Source organism: Mesorhizobium sp. WSM4829 (assembly GCF_055811475.1).
Window position 1 is genome coordinate 199,561 of record NZ_JBVVQJ010000004.1, and the last position, 19,764, is coordinate 219,324.

Below are 19,764 nucleotides of genomic sequence, written 5' to 3' on the forward strand. Positions count from 1 at the left end.
TCTGTCTCCATGTTCCGGCGGTATTGGCATGCTCCGGCGCGCCAATCCGCTTTATGCTTCGGGTCGTTCCAGTTTTCGGCCGAGATCGACGGCGTCACGCAGCACGCCGATATGCGAGCGCGGCGGGGTGCCGGCGGCTGCCGCGACCTCGACGCCGGTCGCCTTCAGCGACCAGTAGAGCCTGTGGGTGAAGATGCGGCCAAGCGAACTGCGCAGTTCGACCTGAATGTTCTCCACGCCGGGGCCGAAATTATCCGCCATCGGTCCTGAGATCGGGTCGCCGGTCAGCCAGCCATTGCCTCTGTCGAAGATATTGGTCCAGCGCGTCGCGGCAAACACCGCACCGTGATGCACCGCCCGCTGCGGCTTGCCCGAACGGCTGCGCCCTTCCTGATAGAGGACGGTTCCACCGGCCGCCGTCTCGGCGATCGGCGGACATGCCGAGAACAGCCGCTCAGCGATGCCGCGCCTGAATTCGGCGAGATTGTAGGTCACCAAAAATTCGCTGTGGGTCAGCGGACTGCCGAGCGTGACGAAATCGCTGATCTTCCAAGGCAATGGATGATCGGCGTCGCTGGCGCGGAGGTGGCGGTAGAGCTCCCATTGGGCACGCCGGAATCCGGAAAAATCATCCAATTTGTCGGGCCACGCAGAACCATCTGACTTGAGCGTAGCCTTGTCGACGGCGCGGATCGCTTTCAGTCTCGCCTTGTCGCGGGCGGCTTCCAGCTTTCGTGGCCTGAAATCGGCCCACAATATCTGCAGCAGATCATAGGCGATGATCGATCCCAGGCTGTGCGAGACCAGCACGATCCGGTCGTAGCCATCGTCCGTCATGAGGCGCCTCAACAGCGTCAGGCCACGGTCGCGGACAAGCGCGCGCTTCTCGACCGTTGCCGCCTCAGCCCGCACATAGGCGGCCACATCACCGAAATAAGGAAGACCGAACCGCTCCACCGACCAGACGACGAACGAGGCCAGGATCGTGACGAGCATGCCCGTGGTCCAGTAAATATGCCCTCGCAAGGTCGAGGTCGCGAGCACGAATGCCGCGCCCAGGACTGCTATGACGGCCAGAAGGGTGACGACATAGAGCCCGCGGGCGTCGCGCGGAATGTCGGCGGGCTTGCGCCAGAGCAGATTTGTCACCCAGGCCGCAAGCCGGCCCCGTGTCGTGCCTTGCGTGATGTCGGCCCAGTAAAGCTCGTAGAAATCGGTGCGCCGGCCATCGACATCATAAGGGGTGGTGATCCGGCGAAGTTCGTGCGAGTTCGTCCGGCTGTCGGGCGTGATCCAGCTCTGGTTGATCTTCGCGCCGGCGGGACCGTCCGGATCGGCGACCTGGGCATAAAACGGCGCGCGTGCGGGATCATGGCTCCAAACAGCTTGGACAAATTCCCTCAGCGTGCCCATCGGCCGCTGTTCACCCATGCCATGCACGATCACCACGGCCTGGCTGAGCTTGCGCGGCGCCTTTCCGGGGGCCGGCAGGCTAGCCTTCGCGGGCGAGCCGGTCTTGGTCGGCGAAGCGACAGGCTGGCGTTCAGACACCGGCGCCTCCGTTGGTGACAAATCCCGTCCATCGGAACAGAACTTGCCCATCGTAGTGCTGAATCCAAAGCAAGTGCAAAAAGCATCGCAGATATCTGTCGCAAATCGCCGACTTTTTGCGCAGTGGGTTTTGCGACAGGAATTCGTTGAAGAGTTCAACGCCGGCGATTTTGTCGCGAAACTTAGGACTGTGACTTCCGGCGCCGTTTGTCGCGCCGCCATGAAGCATCGGCAAGCCGCCGTTGCCGACAGCCGCCTGATCCGCTACTCCGTCCTCCCGGGCAGCACGTCGTTCAATCCCGCAAGTCAGGCATAGCGCCTGCTTCACAGCCAGTACGAAAGAGAACACATATGCCTCATAACCCCACCTCCGACAGCCACGCGGCTTCAAGCGCGCCGCGCATCCGCGACTGGTCGCTGTCCTGGCAGATCGGGGCGGTCGTCCTGGGAACCGTATTTCTGGCGCTGGCGTCTTACATCGAAGTGCCTATGGTTCCGGTGCCCGTGACCATGCAGACCTTTGCGGTCACCCTGATCGGTGCAGTCTACGGCTGGAGACTCGGCGCGGCCACGATCGTTGCATGGTTGGTCGAAGGCGCGATCGGGTTGCCGGTTTTATCTGGGGGCGCTGCCGGTGCGCATCACTTTGTCGGCCCGACCGCCGGATACCTCTTTGCCTTCCCCGTGGTCGGCGCGCTCACGGGATGGCTGGCGGAGCGCGGCTGGAACGGCAACCGCCGCTGGCTGGCGTTCGGCTCCATGCTCCTGGGCAACGCGCTTTGCCTCGTGCTGGGCGCGGCATGGCTTTCCGTAGCCATTGGCATCGAACAGGCAATTGTCCACGGCGTCGCGCCGTTCCTGATCGGCGGGGCGCTCAAGTCGGCATTGGCCGCGATGACGCTCAAGCTCATGACACGCGCGCAAAAATGACCATCCGGCTGCGGCCGCACCATCTCCTTTGCCTGCTGACTTACGCAGGCAAGGGTTACAGCGCTGCGTTCGTCGCCAATTTCGACGCGATCGCGGCTCGGCTGTCCGCAAGCGAAGACATCCTGATCGTCTCCGGGCCTGACGATATTTGCGCGCCCCTGCTCGGTGAGGCGGAGCCGCACTGCCTTCGCGACAGCGTGACGGAGCGCGACCGTCAGGCGGCGGCCAGTGTTGGTACGCTTCTAGGGTACTCGATTGCCGAGGACATGGAACTTCAGCTCCATCCCTCGGTTCTGCGAACTATGCGCGATGCGTTCTCTTCGGGCCGTACCCGGGGTGCTTGCGGCGGGTGCGAGTGGTTTGACCTTTGCAGTTCAATCGCCGCTTCAGACTATGGAACGGTGGCACTCCGGTGAAGGCAACGCTCGCGGTGGGACGATTGTCGGGTTCGCCAACCCGGATCAGTGATCCATCGCCTTGACGATCTCTTCGGTCATCTTCTTGGCGTCGCCGAGCAGCATCATCGTGCCGTCCTTGTAGAACAGCGTGTTGTCGATGCCGGCATAGCCGGAGCCGAGCGAGCGCTTGACGAACAGACAGGTGCGAGCCTTGTCGACGTCGAGGATCGGCATGCCGTAGATCGGCGACGCCTTGTCGTCGCGGGCGGACGGGTTGGTGACATCGTTGGCGCCGATGACATAGGCGACGTCGGCCTGCGCGAATTCGGAGTTGATGTCCTCGAGCTCGAACACTTCGTCGTAAGGCACGTTGGCTTCGGCCAGGAGCACGTTCATGTGGCCGGGCATGCGGCCGGCGACCGGATGAATGGCGTACTTCACGTCGACGCCATTGGCCTTAAGCTTGTCGGCCATCTCGCGCAACGCATGCTGCGCCTGGGCGACCGCCATGCCGTAGCCCGGCACGATGATGACCTTCTGCGCGTTCATCATCAGATAGGCGGCATCGTCGGCCGAACCCTGCTTGACCGTGCGCTCGATGCCGTCGTCGGCAGTGACGGACGTCTCGCCGCCGAAGCCGCCGAGGATGACCGAGACGAACGACCGATTCATGCCCTTGCACATGATGTAGGACAGGATCGCGCCGGACGAGCCGACCAGCGCGCCGGTGATGATCAGCGCCAGATTGCCGAGCGTGAAGCCGAGTGCCGCAGCCGCCCAGCCCGAATAGGAATTCAGCATCGAGACGACCACTGGCATGTCGGCGCCGCCGATCGGGATGATGAGCAGGACGCCAAGGACAAGCGATGCCGCCACGATCAACCAGAACACCAGCTTGGACTCGGTGGTGACGAGCAGCACGATCAGCACGATCAGTCCAATGCCGAGGGCGGCGTTGATGAAATGACGGCCGCCGATCATGATCGGCTTGCCCGACATGCGGCCGTCGAGTTTTAGGAAGGCGATGACCGAGCCGGTGAAAGTGATGGCGCCGATGGCGACGCCGATGCTCATCTCGATCAGCGCCTGGGCGTGGATGTCGGCGACCGTGCCGATGTCAAAACTTTCCGGCGCATAGACGGCGGCAGCCGCCACCATGACGGCAGCAAGCCCAACCAGCGAATGGAAGGCGGCGACCAGCTGCGGCATCGAGGTCATGGCGATGCGCCGTGCCGTGACCGCGCCGACCGAGCCGCCGATCAAAAGACCGAGCACGATGAGGCCGAAGCCTCCCGCCGAAGGGGTCGCCAGCGCCAGCGTGGTGACAATGGCGATGCCCATGCCGATCATGCCGTACATATTGCCCTGGCGGCTCGTCGTCGGGTGCGACAGGCCGCGCAATGCCAGGATGAACAGGATGCCGGAGACCAGATAGAGGAAGGAGGCGAAGTTGGCGTTCATGGCCCTCTACTTGTCCTTCTTCTTGTACATCGCCAGCATGCGCTGGGTGACGAGGAAGCCGCCGAAGATGTTGACCGAGACCAGCATCAGCGCGACGAAACCGAAGCCGGTGGCGATGCCGGACGCCGAGATTCCGACGGCAAGCAGCGCGCCGACGACGATGACCGAGGAAATGGCGTTGGTGACGGCCATCAGCGGCGTGTGCAGCGCCGGCGTCACCGACCAGACGACGTAATAGCCGACAAAGATCGCCAGCACGAAAATGGCGAAGCGGAAGACGAACGGATCGATTGCCCCGCCGGACAGCGCGTGCGCGGCGTCGCCCGCCGCATCGGTGCCGCCTGGAGCTGTGGCCAGATCCTGCACAGCGAGCCGGACGGCGGCGGTAGCCTGGTCGAGCTGGTCGAGGGCTTTCTGCAAGGTCTGGTCCATCACGCGATCCCTTTCGACTTATTAGCGGGCGATTTGGGTGCGGCAGCTTTCCTGGATGCGGCAGCTTTCTTTGGCTGGGCTGGATCTTTTGCAGCGGCGGGCTTCGCAGGCTCAGCCGAGGCGATCATCACCGCCGGCTTGCCGGCGAAAGCCGGATGCACGACCTGGCCACCATCGGTCAGCATCGTCGCCTTGACCAGTTCATCGTCGCGGTTGATGGCGAGCGTCTTCGCGGTCTTGTCGACCAGCGTCTCGAGGAACGCAAAGAGGTTCCTGGCATAGAGCAGCGAGGCGGAGGCAGCGACGCGGCCCGGCACGTTGAGATGGCCGACGATTTTCACGCCGTTGGCCGTGGTCACCACCTGCCCGGGCACGGCGCCCTCGACATTGCCGCCGCGCTCGACCGCCAGGTCGACGATCACCGAGCCCGGCTTCATCGAGGCGACCATCGCGGCCGAAACGAGCTTCGGCGCCGGACGGCCGGGAATCAGCGCCGTGGTGATGACGATGTCCTGCTTGGCGATGTGCTCGGCGGTCAGCGTGGCTTGCTTGGCCTGATACTCCTTCGACATTTCCTTGGCGTAGCCGCCAGCCGTCTCGGCCGCCTTGAACTCCTCGTCCTCGACCGCCAGGAACTTTGCCCCCAGCGAGGCAACCTGTTCCTTGGCGGCGGGACGCACGTCGGTGGCGGTGACGACGGCACCGAGACGACGCGCAGTAGCGATCGCCTGCAGGCCGGCGACGCCGACGCCCATGACGAAAGCTTTCGCCGCCGGCACCGTGCCGGCCGCGGTCATCATCATCGGCAGCGCCCGGTCATATTCGGCAGCCGCGTCGATCACCGCCTGATAGCCGGCGAGGTTGGCCTGGCTGGACAGGACGTCCATCGATTGGGCGCGCGTGATGCGCGGCATGAACTCCATCGAGAAGGCGGTGACGCCGGCGCTTGCCAGAGCATCGACGGCAGCATCGTTGCCGTAGGGATCGATGATGGCGATGACGGCGGTGCCCGGGCGATAGGCCTTCAGCTCCGTCTCATCAGGCCGGCGCACCTTCAGCACCACATCAGCCTTGGCGACATCGCCGGCCTTACCGATCACAGCGCCGGCCTTGGCGAACTCCTCGTCGGGAATGCGCGATGCCGTGCCGGCGCCGCTTTCGACGATGACGTCAAACCCCAGCCCCGCCAGCCGCTTCACCGTGTCGGGCGAGGCAGCAACACGCGGCTCGTTCGCATCGAGCTCACGAGGGATGAAAACCGTCTGTCCCACCGCATGATCCTTTCGGCTGGAACCTGTCTGCGCAGGACGCCGACCGAACTTCCGGCGATGTCGCGGGCAAGGGGGTTTTGAAGAATTTACCGGAGAATGAAAGCGCCGACGGCGAGGATCAGAACGAACAGGACAAAGCCCGAGAAGAAGCCGCCCGCAAAGAAACCGAACGCCATTGCCAGAAGCACGGCGGCGCAAAACAGCGACCCGTATTTGGCGAGCATGATAAAGCCGGCATAGGTGCGGTCGTGCTCGGCATAGTCCATCTTCGCGCCTAGTTCGACAGGACCGGTCGGCGAGTGATCAGCCATAGGAATACCCCTTCGAAGACATCTTTCAGGCACATAGCGAAAAGCCAGGCCGAGGGCAATGGCGCTATTGCCGCATCGCTGGAGACAACAGCCTCAAAAGAAAATTGGAGCCGCCAGATGCAGGATGTCGTTTCGGAGGCGCTCGCGGCTGCCGCCCTCGCGCTTGCTTTCCGGCTAACGCGCCGCGCCTGCCGACATTTTCAGCCGGCGAGCTGCGGAAACAGCCCAAGCAGGCCGACGACGATCAGGTAGAGCGCGACGATGTAGTTGAGGAGTCGCGGCATCACCAGGATCAGCACGCCGGCAATCAGCGAGATCAACGGAGTGAGCGCGAGCGTGGGAATGGTCATGTCGGGTTCCTCTCTATAGAATTTCCGCCGAAGCGACGCAGATTGACGTCGCCCACGCACCACCGGCGCGCCTCCCAGAACGCCGAAGCGGCCTGAAAGCTCCAGCCGCGCTTTAAATTTGCCAACTGTCAGGCGGCTTCGCGGTAGTATTTGGCGGTCGGCAGAATGGTCAGCGGCGCGAGTTCACCGGCACCAGGTGTCTCAAACAGCATGCGCTGCTCCATCGGCGTCGACCGAAAGAATGGGAACCGGGAGAAAGACCGTTCGCGAATGGCGCTGACGTCGGCGCGGTAGAGCACGACCTTGTAATTCAGGCCCGGATAATTGCGCAACTCGCCAATTTGCTCGGAACAGTAAATGCGACGATAGAAGCCTGCATGTTCCGGGCGGATGGTGGAGAGACAATAAGGCGCGTCGAAGTAGAAGCATGCCATGCCAGCGAGGCGCAGCGTCAGATACGGAATTTGCGGATAGACCCGCGACCAGTCCGGATCGGCGGCAAAGCGGCTAGGATCGGCAAAATGCAGACCAGACGCCAGCATGGGGCGCAATATGTCGCCATAAACCGTCGTGGAAGGCGACTGCGGCGTGGCGCTGCAGGCATGGTGAATACGCAGCGTACTGACCAGAACGCCGTCGATATAGATTCCGAACTTGGAGCAATTGGCCGCTTCGTCGAGCTCGTCATGCACAATATGGTCGGGATTCTCCGGGACCATATCGCTCAGACGGTAAGATTTGTAGCGCAACCTGTAAATGTCTTCGAGATCTTCGCCCTTGTCGCAGCGGCGATATTCCGTCCGCTCAAGCATCGCCGAGACGTTCTTGGCAAAGCCTGACATATCGTCAGACGCATTAGTCCCGCCCGCACCCGCCGCCTGGCGAGGCAAAGTCAACTCGACAATCATCAACTCGTTCCCCGCAACTGCCGCCGCGATCAACACTACGGCAGGGCCGTATGATGTAAAGATGAAAAAAAGATAGAGATCATTTACCAGCTATTAAGGTTAATAATTGGCGTAATTATACTAAAGTACCAGTTTTTTCGGTAGAATTCAGCGATGCGTCGCCTTGCTGGCCGTCTTGATGTCCTTGGCGAAGGGCCAGACCGTGCTCGCCATCGTTTCGATGCCGGATGCGCTGAGCGCCGAGCCGAACAGGAATCCCTGAACCAGGTCCGGCTTGACCTGCAAGGCCAGGATCTTGAGCTGCTCGAAAGTCTCGACGCCCTCGACAGTCACCGAAAGCCCCAGCGGCCGTGACAGATTGACGATGCCCTTGAGCAGTTCGAGCGAACGGCTGTTCTGGGTGACGTCCATCAGGAATGAACGGTCGATCTTGATCTTGTCGAGCGGCAGTTTGTGGAGATAACTCAGGCTCGAATAGCCGGTGCCGAAATCGTCGAGCGCGATGCGCACGCCAAGCCGCTTCAATTCCTCGATATACTGACGCGTCAGCGACTTGTCGTCGAGCAGCGCCGTCTCGGTGACCTCGATCTCCAGGCGGCCGGCGGCGAGGCCGGAGCTGGCGAGCGCATCGCGAACCTTTTGCACAACGTCGCGGTTGCGAAAGTCCTTGGCCGAGAGATTGACCGAGACACTGGTCCGTGCTGGCCATTTGGCGCATTCGACGCACGCCGCATGCAGGACGAAGGTGCTGATCTCGGAGATGATGCCCATTTCCTCCGCCAGCGGAATGAAGATGCTGGGCGAGATCGGTCCGAGATCGGGGTGGTCCCAACGGCACAGCGCCTCGCAGCTGGCTATGCGCATCGTGCTCATCGCCACGATCGGCTGGTAAACCACCCGCAACCCCTTGCTTTCCACCGCAGTGCGCAGATCCGCCTTCATCAGCTGACGATTGCGGAAAGCGGCATCCATCGATGCCTCGAACAGCCGCCAGGTGTTCTTGCCGAGTTCCTTGGCTTTGTAGAGCGCCAGGTCCGCCTTGACGATCATGGCGTCGACATCGGTATCCCTGACCCGCGACAGCACCGCGCCACCGCTGGCCTGGATACGCAGTCCGTGGCCGGCGACGTCGACCTCGCCCTGCAGTTCAATGAAAATCCCGTCGATTTGGCTGGTCAGGTGGCTCTCGTCCTCAACGCGGTCGAAGAAGGCCATGAACTCGTCGCCGCCGAAACGGCTGATGGTGATGCCTGGTCCGGCGATCGCTGCCAGCCGCTCCGCGACGGCGTAGATCAATCCGTCGCCGACCGGGTGGCCAAGCGTGTCGTTGACGCTCTTGAAGTCGTCGAGGTCGAGCACGGCGAGCCCGCAGAGACGCTCGAGGTCACCGGATGCCATGGCCTCTCCGATCAGCTCGTGAAAATAGGCGCGGTTGGGCAGGCCGGTGAGGCTGTCGTAGCGCGCCATGAAGCGGATCTTGCCTTCTGCCTCGACGCGGGCCGTCACATCCTCGAAGGTGATGACGCCCAGTTCCTGGCTGCCCTCACGCGCCGAGAACTCATAGTGCTGCCCGTTCGCGAGCGAGACGAGAACCTTGCGGTCGCGGCCCTCGCGCAGGGCGCGCGTAAGCTGGGCTTCGATGTAGCGGCAGTCCTTCGGCGCCAGCATGCCGCCGGCAACGCCGCGCATCAGCAGGCCGTGGATCGATCGCCCGAGCAGCGCGTCGGGCGACTTGAGCGACATCAGATGCGCGGCTTCGGCGTTGGCCACCACCACCCGGCCGTCAGGGCCGAGCATGACAAGCCCGTGCGACATGGTGTTCAGCGCCCGATTGAAGCGCTGGGCGAGGCGGTTCGCCTTCTTCTCTTCGGACAAGGCGGCGAAAAGCACCTCCCTGACCACATCGGCGAAGCGTTTGATCGCGAATAGGAAGGGAGCCGACATCAGACCGAGGATCACATGGTAGACATCGCCACGCAGGATAAAGCCCAGCGAGATCGACCACGTCATGGTCATGATGAAGATCATGACCATCCTCGGGGAGCCGTAATTGCGGCCGGCGATCGCCGTGGCGGACGCCAGCGTAACGCAGACAGCGGCGATTTCGGCATAGTTGTCATGCGCCAAGTAGATGCCGGCGAAACAGAAGGCGCCCAGCATGAAACCATGCATGGAGCCGTAGAAAATGTAATCATTTTCGCGGCGGCGCGCCTCCTCCCAATTCCTGGGTGACGGGGCGTGGCGGTATTTTCTGATGTTACGCAGGCGCAGAAATGCGACGATCAGAAATCCGGCGACCACCGCAATGTAGATCGGATCCCTGGTCTTCCAGTAGACCAGGGCGACCAGCAGGGTTTGGGCAAAGAATCCAATCGAAAGCGTCAGGCTGTCGCGGAACAGAGTTTCCACGAACGGAATGTAGACGTCGACCGGGATCTCGTTTTTTCTTTTCGGATTCACGCCTGAGTCCCACCCTGGGGAGCCAAGCTGTGTCACATCAGCCTTAAGAAAGATTTAGAGAGGCGGTTCCGGGCCTCACCATCAGGTCGGCTAACGCCAGGGGAAGCGACCCTTCAGGTAAATAAGACATATCGATCACTCGGCGGCCTGGAGTTCCGGCCGAGCCGCTGTCTTCGCCAGGCGATCGAGCAGCCTCAGGCGCTCGCCGGCGGCCTTTTCGGCGCTGGCCCGCCTGACGTGACCATAGCCGCGAATGAGTGCCGGCACCGAGGCAAGCGCTGCCGCGGCCTCGACCTTGCCTGGCGCCAGCGCGCCGGCGACAAGCTCCAGGTCGGCCTCGTACTGGGCAAGAAGCTGCCGTTCCATGCGCCTTTCGGAGCTGTAGCCGAACACATCAAAGACCGTGCCGCGCAAGCCTTTCATCGCTGCCAGCAGGCGGAATCCCTTCATCATCCAGGGACCGAAGCTCGACTTCCTCGGCTTGCCGTCCTTGCCGCGCCTGGCCATGATCGGCGGCGCGAGATGGAATTCGAGTTTGTCGTAGCTCTGGAACTGCTTGCCCAGTTCAGCGGCAAAGGAGCCATCGGTGTAGAGCCTTGCCACCTCGTACTCGTCCTTGATCGCCATCAGCTTGAACAGGTTCCTCGCGGCGGCCTCGGTCACATCAGTCGAACCGGGCGCCACGCTGGCTTCGGCCTTGCGCAGCACGGCCACTCTGTCGGCATAGCGCTTGCCATAGGCGGCGTTCTGATAGGCGGTGAGGAAGGCGACGCGGCGGGCGATGACGTCATCGAGCGTTTCGGCAACAGCGGTGTTCTGTGCAGCCGTGCCCGGCTGGACGACGCGGGCGCGCACGAAATCCGGCTGGTGGGCGGCGCGGCGGCCCCAGCGGAAGGCTGAGACGTTCATCGCCACCGACTGGCCGTTGAGCTCGATCGCCTTTTCGACTGCCTCGGCAGACAGCGGCAAGCCGCCATGCTGGAAGGCGAAGCCGAGCATGAACATGTTGGCGCCGAGCGAGCTGCCGAACAGCGCGGTGGCGGTGCGGGTGGCATCGAAAAAATGCGCCTTGTCGTCGCCGGCGGCAGTGCGGATCGCCTTTTTCAGCCGCTCGACGGGCAGCGAGAAATCGGCCGACCGGGTAAACTCGCCGGGCATGATCTCCGCGGTGTTGGCGAGGAAGATCGTGTGGCCTTCGCGCACCGCGGCGAGCACCTTTTGGGCGCCCGACACGACGAGGTCGCAGCCAAGCACAAGGTCTGCCTTGCCGGCCGAAACGCGGATGGCATGGATATCGTCCGGGCTGCGCGCGATACGGACATGGGTGAACACCGAGCCGCCCTTCTGGGCAAGGCCGGCCATGTCGATCATGCCGCAGCCCTTGTCTTCGAGATGAGCCGCCATGCCAAGCACCGCGCCGATGGTGACGACGCCGGTGCCGCCGACGCCGTCGATGATCGCCGCCCAGCCTTGGTCGCCGAGCGGGAATTCCGCGGGCGCGGGCACGCCGTCGAGCGGATCGGTGGTGCCTGCCATACCCTCGGCCTTCCTGATCTTGGCGCCATGCACGGTGACGAAGGACGGACAGAAGCCGTTGATGCAGGAGAAATCCTTGTTGCAGCTCGACTGATCGATCTTGCGCTTGCGGCCGAATTCGGTCTCGACCGGCTGGATCGACACACAATTCGACTGCACCCCACAATCGCCGCAGCCTTCGCAGACCAGTTCGTTGATGAAGACGCGCTTGTCGGGATCGGGGAAGGTGCCGCGCTTGCGGCGGCGGCGCTTTTCGGCGGCGCAGGTCTGGTCGTAGATCAGCACGGATGTGCCCCTGACCGCGCGCAATTCGCGCTGCACGAGGTCGAGGTCGTCGCGGTGATGGATGGTGGCGCCGGCGGGGAATTCGACCTTGCCGGTATATTTGGCCGGTTCGTCGGTGACGATGGCGATCCGCCCGACGCCCTCGGCCCGCACCTGCCTGGCAATCATGTCCACGGTCAGGCCACCCTCGTGCGGCTGGCCGCCGGTCATGGCGACGGCGTCGTTGTAGAGGATCTTGTAGGTGATGTTGGCGTCGGTCGACAGCGCGAAGCGGATCGCCAGCGCGCCGGAGTGGTTGTAGGTGCCGTCGCCGAGATTCTGGAAGATGTGGTCGCGCTTCGAGAACGGCGCCTGGCCGACCCATTGCGCGCCCTCACCGCCCATGGCGGTGAAACCTACGGTGTCGCGATCCATCCACAGCGCCATGAAATGGCAGCCGATGCCAGCGGCGGCGAGCGAGCCGTCGGGCACCTTGGTCGAGGAATTGTGCGGACAGCCGGAGCAGAAGAAGGGCGTGCGCGAGGCAATGTCTGTTGTCTCGGCAAGCATCGCCTGGAACTGGCGAAGTTTCGCCACCCGCGCGGCGATCTCGTCCGATGGACCGATCGTCCGCAAGATTCTCTCGCCGAGCGCGATGGCGATGTCGTTGGGATCGAGCGCGCCCTTGGCCGGGAACAGCCCGTCGCCGCGCTCGTCCTTCTTGCCGACGATGACCGGCTGCATGGCGGTGCCGTAAAGGTTCTCGCGCAGTTGCACCTCGATCAGCGAGCGTTTCTCCTCGACGACGACGATGGTGTCGAGGCCGCGAGCGAAGTCGGTGATGTGCTGCAGGTCGAGCGGCCACGGGCAGCCAACCTTGAACAGCCTGATGCCGATGCGGTTGGCGGCGGCTTCGTCGACGCCGATGTCTTCCAGCGCCTGGCGAACGTCGAGATAGCTCTTGCCGACGGTGACGATGCCAAGCTTCGGGCCACTGCCGCCGGAATAGACGATCCGATTCAGCCCGTTGGCGTGGATAAAGGCCGAAGCGGCGGCGCGCTTGTATTCATGCAGTCGCTCCTCCTGGCCGAGCATGTCGATCTCGTTGCGGATGTTGAGGCCGCCGGGCGGCATGTCGAAGTCCGGGACGACGATATCAAGCCGTTCGAGCGCGGCATCGACCGAAGCCGTCGATTCGATGTTGTCCTTGACGCATTTGATCGCCGCCCAGGTGCCGGCGAAGCGCGACATGGCAATGCCATAGAGCCCATAGTCGATGATCTCCTGGACCCCGGCCGGATTGAGGATCGGCACCATGGTGTCGACAAACAGGAACTCGGTCGCGTGCGCGTTGGTCGAGGATTCGGCCATGTGGTCGTCGCCCATCAGGGCGAGCACGCCGCCATGTCTTGACGAGCCGGCAAGATTGGCATGGCGGAAGACGTCGCCGGAGCGGTCGACGCCCGGTCCCTTGCCGTACCAGACCGAAAAGACGCCGTCATGCGTGCCCTCGCCCAGCAATTCGGCCTGCTGCGATCCCCAGCAGGCGGTGGCCGCGAGTTCCTCGTTGAGGCCGGGCTGGAAGACGATGTCCGACTGGGCGACCTGCTTCCTGGCCTTCCAAAGCTGCATGTCGAGGCCGCCGAGCGGCGAGCCGCGATAGCCGGAGACGAAGCCAGCGGTGTTCAGGCCAGCCCGGCGGTCGCGCTCGCGCTGCATCAAAAGCATGCGAATGACCGCCTGCGCGCCGGAAAGGAAGATGCGCTCCTTTCTCAGGTCGAACTTGTCGTCGAGCGCGACATCATGCAGCGTCATCAGGCATTTCCTCTGCGGAGGCCGCAGTTCGAGCGCAGCCAACGTCTGAGTTGGAGGCTGCAGTGTTTCTCCCCTTGCCGGGCAGGTCAAACAAAATCGAAGATGCCAGGCGAAGCGCAACAAACGATCCGGTCCACGCCCGATGCTGTAAGAAACGCTCACCAATTGGTTCGTCAGCGCCAAGAAAATTCCGGCCGCGACCGATACCGGCGATGTTGCGTCAGCCGGCCTTCGAGCAGTCGGGCTTGGGCGCGCCCGGCAGCTTACCGTCCGGATGACCGGCAAGCTCTGGATTGGGCGTATAGAGCTGATCGATGACCAGCGGCCGGTCGGGCAGGACCGATTGGTCCTGAGTCGACATCAGCGTGGTGTCGATCTTCTGGAGGACTGCACCTTGGGTATCCTTGATGCTGATCGATATCGCATAGGGCCTGTCCCTAGCGATGCAGGAAAGCGCCGGACTCTCCAGCGACACCTTGCCGAGCTTCGGCCAGACTTTCTGTTCGATGATCAGCGGCTCGCCGCCTGCCGGATTCTGGAAGCTGGCGACGGCAACCTGTCCTTCCTCCATAGGCTGCAGCGGCCTCAACGTGACGACAAAGGTCGCCCTTGCGAGGCGATAATTGAAGACGACCAGCTTGCCGGAAATCTCGAACAATCTGCCTTCGCCGTCCTTGCCGGTATCTCGGCAGGCGCCGAGCGTTGCCGCTGCCACGAGAAAGGCGCCGACAACGGCCAGGCGCAAGATTTTCCTAGACATTGGCGGTCCCTCTGGCTGCCGTTCGGCGGCGATAGTGGCGACTTGCCTTCTGGCGGTTGCCGCACACCGCCATGTCGCACCAACGGCGGCTGGAATTGCGGCTTCGGTCAAGAAACAACCAGCTGCAATTGGGGCAGATCCTCAGCCTTGCGACGGTGTCCGCCGGCAGCAGCGACAGTGCGGAAACCGCCAGTGCCGCCTCGAAGGCGATGGGCGTCGCCGGATCGCCGAACGGCCGTCCCGGCGCACCGATCTCGGTGCGGCTGTCTGCGAGGCCTTCGGCGCAGGCCTTCAGGAAGCCAGGCAGATCGCCTGTGGTGACCGCGCCCCTCGACACTGCACGACGAAACAGCCGGTCGGTCGTCTCGCGGATCGCCAGCACGACCGGCGCGATCCTGTCCGGGAACGGCGCTTCGAGCCGCCTGCCGCCAAGCTCGGCGGCGCGAAAGACGCTCGCCGCGTCGGCGAAACGGGCGATCTCCGCCGGATCTTTGAACCGGTCGAAGGTTTTCCGGGGATCGCCGCGCAGCACGACGGTGTTCGCCGTATCGAGCGCAAGAAGGCCGCCAGTGAAGCGGTGCGGGGTCCAGGAAACCGTCATGGGCGCCATTTCTAACCGATAAGCTGCATTTGACAAGTTAGATTGCCGATGCAAATCTGCTCCGCACGGACGCGGTTCTCCGCGATCCAAGGACATTGGCATGCTCTATTTCTTCCAGCAGGTGCTGAACGGGCTGCATTCCGGCGCGCTCTATGCCCTGCTCGCCTTCGGCTATGTGCTGACCAACGGCATCCTGCACCGGACGAACCTCGCCTATGGGGCGCTGTTCGCCTTTTGCGGACAGACGATGATCCTAACCGCGGCCTTCGGCTATCAGGCCCTGTGGCTGACCCTGTTCGCGGCCGTCGCGCTCGGTATTGTCGCGGCGTTCCTGTATGCGGGGCTGATCAGCCATGTCCTGTCGCGCAGCATCTTCGAGCCGCTGGCCGACCGCACGCCCAATGCGATCGTGGTGACGACGCTGGGCATATTGCTGCTGCTGTCGGAGGCAAGCCGCATCGCCGCTGACACGCATGATCTGTGGCTGCCGCCAATGCTGGCCCAGCCCATCATTTTTGCGAACGGGGCCAACTTCAATGCCACCCTGACGCTTATCCAATTGCTCGACTGCGGGATCGTCGTGGCAACCATTGTGCTCGCCTCCTGGGCGTTCGCCCGCTCGAGCTTCGGCCGGCGCTGGCGCGCCGTGTCCGACGACCCCAAAGCCGCCGCCATGTGCGGCGTCGACGTGCGCGCGGTGTTTCGGCACGCGGTGCTCGCCGGCGGCCTTTGCGCGGCGCTGGCCGGTGTCCTCGCCGGCCTCTACTATGGCAACATCAGCTTCGGCTCCGGCCTGGTCTACGGGCTGAAAATCCTGTTCGTGACGGCGGTGGGCGGCTATCTCTCGCCGTTGCGGGCAGCACTTGGCGCTGCCGCTTTCGGCATGGCCGAATCGCTGTGGGCCGGCTATTTTCCGGTCGAGTGGCGCGACGCCTGGATGTATCTGTTCCTCGTCGCCATGCTGGTGCTGATCGGCGCCGGGCGAGACCAGAGCAAGATCGTCTGACTGCGCCAACCTGGGTAGCGCTGGCCGCAGACGCCACTTTGATTTTTGCGCATGATCCCTCCCGCGGCTGTTTCGCCCCTTCCCCATGCCACAAGATTGTTTTACTCGGTCTGCCCTGTGTTGACCCGCCGGTCCACGCACGGCATACCGTTGGGCCACATCGAAGCCGCGGAAAACAAGCGGGAATCGGCGCGGCGCTAATACTTTGAGTCACGCATCGTGCTTTCCGAAAATCGACACCGATTTTCGGGCCGAAGCGTAAAGGGAGGAATGTATGGCAGGGCTTCTCACTCTATCCAGAACGATTGACCGTGTGAACGAGTTCATCGGCAAATGGGTGTCGTGGCTGATCCTGCTGGCAATCCTGGTCAGTGCCGCCAATGCAGTCATCCGAAAGACGTTCGACATGTCGTCGAACGCGTGGCTGGAATTGCAGTGGTATTTGTTCGGCGCCGCCTTCATGCTGGCCGCTGCCTACACGCTTAAGCAGAACGACCATATCCGCATTGACATCGTCTACGGCATGTTCTCGCGCCGCGTGCAGCACTGGATCGACCTTTTCGGCCATGTCTTCTTCCTGATGCCGTTCGTGACGCTGATGGTGATCTATTTCGTCCCCTATGTGTCACTGTCGTTTCACAGCGGCGAAATGTCGAACAATTCCGGCGGGCTGATCATCTGGCCGGCGAAGGCGATCCTGCTGGCCGGCTTTTTCCTGCTCGCGCTGCAGGGCATCTCGGAGATCATCAAGAAGATCGCCATCATGCGCGGCGACATGGACGATCCCACACCGTTCATATCGGTGCATGAACAGGCCGAGCTCGAAGCGAAGGCGCTCGCCGAAGAGGTGCGCTCGTGATCGAGTTCATCGCCCAGAACATGGCGCCGATCATGTTCGCCTCGCTGGTCATCTTCCTGCTGATCGGCTACCCGGTCGCCTTCTCACTCGCCGCCAACGGCCTGCTGTTCTTCTTCATCGGTGTTGTGCTGTCGCCCTATTCGGGCGGATCGATCAATCTCGCCTGGCCGCTGCTGCACGCGCTGCCGGATAATTTCTACGGCAGCCGGGTAATGTCGAACGACACGCTGCTGGCCATCCCGTTCTTCACTTTCATGGGCATCGTGCTCGAACGATCGGGCATGGCCGAGGACCTTCTCGACACGATCGGCCAATTGTTCGGACCGATCCGCGGTGGCCTCGCCTATGCCGTGATCTTCGTCGGCGCGCTGCTTGCCGCAACCACGGGCGTGGTGGCCGCCTCCGTCATCGCCATGGGCCTGATCTCGCTGCCGATCATGCTGCGCTACGGCTATGACCGCCGAGTGGCGTCCGGCGTCATTGCCGCGTCGGGCACGCTCGCCCAGATCATTCCGCCGTCGCTGGTGCTGATCGTTCTGGCCGACCAGCTCGGTCGCTCGGTCGGCGACATGTATGCGGGTGCGCTGATCCCGGGGATGGTTCTGACCGGCCTTTACACGACGTATATCGTGATCATGTCGATCGTCAGGCCGAACTCGATGCCGGCCCTGCCGCTGGAGGCCCGCACCCTCGGCCACGGTGTCCTGTCGCTGCTGGTCGCGGTGCTGGCGGCAGTCGTGGTTTCCTACGCGGCCTATCGCTATCTGGCGCCCTCGCAGGGCCAAAACGCCGACATCCTCGGCGCCACCATCGGCGTGATCCTCATCTATGTCGTGGCAATCGCCGACCAGCGCCTGAAGATCAACATGATGTCGCGGCTGGCGCAGCAGGTGATCATCGTGCTGATCCCGCCACTGGCGCTCATCTTCCTGGTGTTGGGCACCATCTTCCTCGGCATCGCGACGCCGACCGAAGGCGGCGCCATGGGCGCTGTCGGCGCGCTGATCATGGCGGCGATGAAGGGGCGGCTGTCGCTGGACGTGATCAAGCAGGCGCTGGCGTCGACGACGCGGCTATCCTCCTTCGTGCTGTTCATCCTGATCGGCGCGCGCGTGTTCTCGCTCACTTTCTACGGCGTCAACGGCCATATCTGGGTCGAACACCTCCTGACATCGCTGCCGGGCGGCGAGATCGGCTTCCTGATCGGCGTCAACATCCTCGTCTTCCTGCTCGCCTTCTTCCTCGATTTCTTCGAGCTCGCCTTCATCATCGTGCCGCTCTTGGCGCCGGCCGCCGACAAGCTCGGTATCGACCTGATCTGGTTCGGCGTGCTGCTCGGCGTCAACATGCAGACCAGCTTCATGCACCCGCCATTCGGCTTCGCGCTGTTCTACCTGCGTTCGGTCGCCGCCCGGGTGCCCTATCTCGATCGCCTCACCGGCAAAAAGATCGCGCCGGTAACCACCGGCCAGATCTATTGGGGGGCGGTGCCCTTCGTTTGCATCCAGGTGATCATGATCGGCTTGACCATCGCCTTCCCGCAAATGGTGATGCACTACAAGGGCACGGCAGCGGACCCGGGCACGATCGACTACCAGGTGCCGGAAACGCCGAGCCTGTCGCCGCTCGGCGTTCCGCCTGCGGATGGCGGCACGGCGCCGACTGCGCCTGCACCGGATCTGTCGCAGCCGCCGAGTTTCGGTGAAACGCCGGCTGCCAAGCCAACAGCGCCAGCGCCCGATCTGTCGCAACCACCGAGTTTCAATTGACGCCGGAGGCTCTACAGACATGAAAGCGGTGCGGCTGGAGGGCGTCGGCAGCATCGCCCTTCGGGAGGTCGACAAGCCCGTAGCCGGGTCGGACGATCTCCTGGTGCGGATCGAGGCATGCGGCGTCTGCGGCACTGACCGGCATCTTTTCCATGGCGAATTTCCCTATGCGCCGCCGGTGACGCTCGGACATGAATTCTCCGGGATCGTCGAGGCGATTGGAACCGCCGTGTCCGGCTTTTCGGTCGGCGATCGCGTCACCGGCGACCCCAACATCGCCTGCGGGCGCTGTCCGCACTGCCACGCCGGTCGCGTAAATCTTTGCCAAAATCTGGTTGCCATCGGCATCCGCCGCGACGGCGGCTTCGCCGAATATGTCGTGCTGCCTCACAAGCAGGCCTTCTTCCTCCCGGAAGACCTGAAGCCGACGCATGGCGCGTTCTGCGAGCCGCTTGGCTGCTGCCTGCATGGCGTGGACCTGGCGCAGATCCGACCCGGCTCCTCGGTCGCCGTGCTTGGCGGCGGCGTGATCGGCCTGCTCACCGCGCAACTGGCGAGGCTTGCCGGCGCGACGACAATCATCCTGTCGACGCGCCAGGCCTCGCGGCGTGCCCTTGCAGAAGAATTGGGCGCAACAGCGACGGTCGATCCAACCGCTTGCGACATCATCGACACGGTCGTCGGTCCGTCGGGCCTCCTGCCGGGTGGCGTCGATGTGGTGTTCGAATGTGCCGGCGTAAGGGACACGGTCGAGCAATCGATGCGGCTCGCCAGGGCCGGTGGCACGGTTGTCGTCGTCGGCGTGATGCCTCAAGGCATGAAGGCCGAATTCGAGCCTTTCGACCTGTTGTTCCGGGAATTGAGGGTGCTGGGCTCGTTCCTCAATCCGTTTACGCATCGCCGGGCTGCCGATCTCATCGCCTCGGGTGCGATCGAGATCGACAAGCTCATCTCCCGCCAGGTGACGCTTGAGGAGGCGGCTGCGGTGATCGCCAATCCGCCTGCGCCAGGCGAGGTCAAGGTGCTGGTGGTGCCGCGCTGATCAGCAAATCAACGCGCTTCGGCGCCACGCGTCCGAAGAA

The 19,764-nt window shown here is 63.2% G+C and carries 18 protein-coding genes; 6 read left to right on the top strand and 12 right to left on the bottom strand.

The window, feature by feature from the left end; all coding sequences use genetic code 11:
• Window positions 1-51: 51 nt before the first annotated feature.
• Window positions 52-1,551 carry a hypothetical protein gene (locus AC0L17_RS06115; RefSeq protein WP_473515154.1) on the bottom strand — a complete coding sequence of 500 codons (1,500 nt, stop codon included), beginning with the start codon at window positions 1,549-1,551 and terminating at the stop codon, window positions 52-54.
• On the bottom strand, window positions 1,544-1,900 hold the full coding sequence (locus AC0L17_RS06120) for a hypothetical protein (RefSeq protein ID WP_473515156.1): 357 nt from the start codon (window positions 1,898-1,900) through the stop codon (window positions 1,544-1,546). The genes AC0L17_RS06115 and AC0L17_RS06120 overlap by 8 nt, the downstream gene beginning before the upstream one ends.
• A gap of 2 nt (window positions 1,901-1,902) precedes the next feature.
• Between AC0L17_RS06120 and AC0L17_RS06125 the strand changes: the two genes are divergently transcribed.
• Together AC0L17_RS06125 and AC0L17_RS06130 are read left to right on the top strand one after the other, a co-directional pair.
• Entirely contained in the window at window positions 1,903-2,481 is a 579-nt protein-coding gene (locus tag AC0L17_RS06125; RefSeq protein WP_473515157.1) for a biotin transporter BioY, read from the top strand.
• Window positions 2,478-2,897, top strand: coding sequence for a DUF1284 domain-containing protein (locus AC0L17_RS06130; RefSeq protein WP_473515158.1), 420 nt, complete (start codon window positions 2,478-2,480; stop codon window positions 2,895-2,897). Before AC0L17_RS06125 ends, AC0L17_RS06130 begins: the two co-directional genes overlap by 4 nt.
• Window positions 2,898-2,942: 45 nt before the next feature.
• Here the strand turns inward: AC0L17_RS06130 and AC0L17_RS06135 are convergent, their stop codons facing one another.
• The 10 genes from AC0L17_RS06135 to AC0L17_RS06180 form a co-directional block, all read right to left on the bottom strand.
• Window positions 2,943-4,340 carry an NAD(P)(+) transhydrogenase (Re/Si-specific) subunit beta gene (locus tag AC0L17_RS06135; protein WP_473515159.1) on the bottom strand — a complete coding sequence of 466 codons (1,398 nt, stop codon included), beginning with the start codon at window positions 4,338-4,340 and terminating at the stop codon, window positions 2,943-2,945.
• 6 nt (window positions 4,341-4,346) lie between these two features.
• The gene (locus AC0L17_RS06140) at window positions 4,347-4,772 is read right to left on the bottom strand and encodes an NAD(P) transhydrogenase subunit alpha part 2 (protein ID WP_029347614.1); all 426 of its coding nucleotides are present in this window, start codon (window positions 4,770-4,772) and stop codon (window positions 4,347-4,349) included.
• Window positions 4,772-6,043: a Re/Si-specific NAD(P)(+) transhydrogenase subunit alpha gene (locus tag AC0L17_RS06145; RefSeq protein WP_473515160.1), complete on the bottom strand. Its 1,272-nt coding sequence runs from the start codon at window positions 6,041-6,043 to the stop codon at window positions 4,772-4,774. Before AC0L17_RS06145 ends, AC0L17_RS06140 begins: the two co-directional genes overlap by 1 nt.
• 86 nt (window positions 6,044-6,129) lie before the next feature.
• Entirely contained in the window at window positions 6,130-6,354 is a 225-nt protein-coding gene (locus AC0L17_RS06150; RefSeq protein WP_023796798.1) for an aa3-type cytochrome c oxidase subunit IV, read from the bottom strand.
• Window positions 6,355-6,554: 200 nt separating this feature from the next.
• Window positions 6,555-6,704, bottom strand: a complete 150-nt coding sequence (locus AC0L17_RS06155) for a DUF3096 domain-containing protein (protein ID WP_023796799.1) — start codon at window positions 6,702-6,704, stop codon at window positions 6,555-6,557.
• A gap of 128 nt (window positions 6,705-6,832) precedes the next feature.
• On the bottom strand, window positions 6,833-7,612 hold the full coding sequence (locus AC0L17_RS06160; protein WP_473515161.1) for an N-acyl amino acid synthase FeeM domain-containing protein: 780 nt from the start codon (window positions 7,610-7,612) through the stop codon (window positions 6,833-6,835).
• A 147-nt stretch (window positions 7,613-7,759) separates the two neighbouring features.
• Window positions 7,760-10,072 carry a putative bifunctional diguanylate cyclase/phosphodiesterase gene (locus tag AC0L17_RS06165; RefSeq protein WP_473515162.1) on the bottom strand — a complete coding sequence of 771 codons (2,313 nt, stop codon included), beginning with the start codon at window positions 10,070-10,072 and terminating at the stop codon, window positions 7,760-7,762.
• A gap of 135 nt (window positions 10,073-10,207) precedes the next feature.
• Window positions 10,208-13,687: an indolepyruvate ferredoxin oxidoreductase family protein gene (locus tag AC0L17_RS06170; protein WP_473515163.1), complete on the bottom strand. Its 3,480-nt coding sequence runs from the start codon at window positions 13,685-13,687 to the stop codon at window positions 10,208-10,210.
• A 220-nt stretch (window positions 13,688-13,907) separates the two neighbouring features.
• Window positions 13,908-14,447 (bottom strand): hypothetical protein, encoded by a 540-nt coding sequence (locus AC0L17_RS06175; protein WP_473515164.1) that lies wholly within the window; start codon window positions 14,445-14,447, stop codon window positions 13,908-13,910.
• Window positions 14,440-15,048, bottom strand: a complete 609-nt coding sequence (locus tag AC0L17_RS06180) for a CGNR zinc finger domain-containing protein (protein ID WP_473515165.1) — start codon at window positions 15,046-15,048, stop codon at window positions 14,440-14,442. The genes AC0L17_RS06175 and AC0L17_RS06180 overlap by 8 nt, the downstream gene beginning before the upstream one ends.
• Before the next feature lie 100 nt (window positions 15,049-15,148).
• Between AC0L17_RS06180 and AC0L17_RS06185 the strand changes: the two genes are divergently transcribed.
• From AC0L17_RS06185 to AC0L17_RS06200, 4 genes are all read left to right on the top strand, one after another.
• On the top strand, window positions 15,149-16,054 hold the full coding sequence (locus AC0L17_RS06185) for a branched-chain amino acid ABC transporter permease (RefSeq protein WP_023796805.1): 906 nt from the start codon (window positions 15,149-15,151) through the stop codon (window positions 16,052-16,054).
• A gap of 274 nt (window positions 16,055-16,328) precedes the next feature.
• Window positions 16,329-16,913 (top strand): TRAP transporter small permease subunit, encoded by a 585-nt coding sequence (locus tag AC0L17_RS06190; protein WP_473515166.1) that lies wholly within the window; start codon window positions 16,329-16,331, stop codon window positions 16,911-16,913.
• Window positions 16,910-18,682 (top strand): TRAP transporter large permease, encoded by a 1,773-nt coding sequence (locus AC0L17_RS06195; protein ID WP_473515167.1) that lies wholly within the window; start codon window positions 16,910-16,912, stop codon window positions 18,680-18,682. The genes AC0L17_RS06190 and AC0L17_RS06195 overlap by 4 nt, the downstream gene beginning before the upstream one ends.
• 19 nt (window positions 18,683-18,701) lie before the next feature.
• Window positions 18,702-19,724 (top strand): zinc-dependent alcohol dehydrogenase family protein, encoded by a 1,023-nt coding sequence (locus AC0L17_RS06200; protein ID WP_473515168.1) that lies wholly within the window; start codon window positions 18,702-18,704, stop codon window positions 19,722-19,724.
• The last annotated feature ends 40 nt before the right edge of the window (window positions 19,725-19,764 follow it).

Excerpts from the sequence above, each read along its gene's own strand:
- AC0L17_RS06125 (WP_473515157.1), top strand. The coding sequence starts at position 1,903 with ATGCCTCATAACCCCACCTCCGACAGCCACGCGGCTTCAAGCGCGCCG.
- AC0L17_RS06130 (WP_473515158.1), top strand. The coding sequence starts at position 2,478 with ATGACCATCCGGCTGCGGCCGCACCATCTCCTTTGCCTGCTGACTTAC.
- AC0L17_RS06135 (WP_473515159.1), bottom strand. The coding sequence starts at position 4,340 with ATGAACGCCAACTTCGCCTCCTTCCTCTATCTGGTCTCCGGCATCCTG.
- AC0L17_RS06140 (WP_029347614.1), bottom strand. The coding sequence starts at position 4,772 with ATGGACCAGACCTTGCAGAAAGCCCTCGACCAGCTCGACCAGGCTACC.
- AC0L17_RS06150 (WP_023796798.1), bottom strand. The coding sequence starts at position 6,354 with ATGGCTGATCACTCGCCGACCGGTCCTGTCGAACTAGGCGCGAAGATG.
- AC0L17_RS06155 (WP_023796799.1), bottom strand. The coding sequence starts at position 6,704 with ATGACCATTCCCACGCTCGCGCTCACTCCGTTGATCTCGCTGATTGCC.
- AC0L17_RS06160 (WP_473515161.1), bottom strand. The coding sequence starts at position 7,612 with ATGATTGTCGAGTTGACTTTGCCTCGCCAGGCGGCGGGTGCGGGCGGG.
- AC0L17_RS06170 (WP_473515163.1), bottom strand. The coding sequence starts at position 13,687 with ATGACGCTGCATGATGTCGCGCTCGACGACAAGTTCGACCTGAGAAAG.
- AC0L17_RS06175 (WP_473515164.1), bottom strand. The coding sequence starts at position 14,447 with ATGTCTAGGAAAATCTTGCGCCTGGCCGTTGTCGGCGCCTTTCTCGTG.
- AC0L17_RS06180 (WP_473515165.1), bottom strand. The coding sequence starts at position 15,048 with ATGACGGTTTCCTGGACCCCGCACCGCTTCACTGGCGGCCTTCTTGCG.
- AC0L17_RS06185 (WP_023796805.1), top strand. The coding sequence starts at position 15,149 with ATGCTCTATTTCTTCCAGCAGGTGCTGAACGGGCTGCATTCCGGCGCG.
- AC0L17_RS06190 (WP_473515166.1), top strand. The coding sequence starts at position 16,329 with ATGGCAGGGCTTCTCACTCTATCCAGAACGATTGACCGTGTGAACGAG.
- AC0L17_RS06200 (WP_473515168.1), top strand. The coding sequence starts at position 18,702 with ATGAAAGCGGTGCGGCTGGAGGGCGTCGGCAGCATCGCCCTTCGGGAG.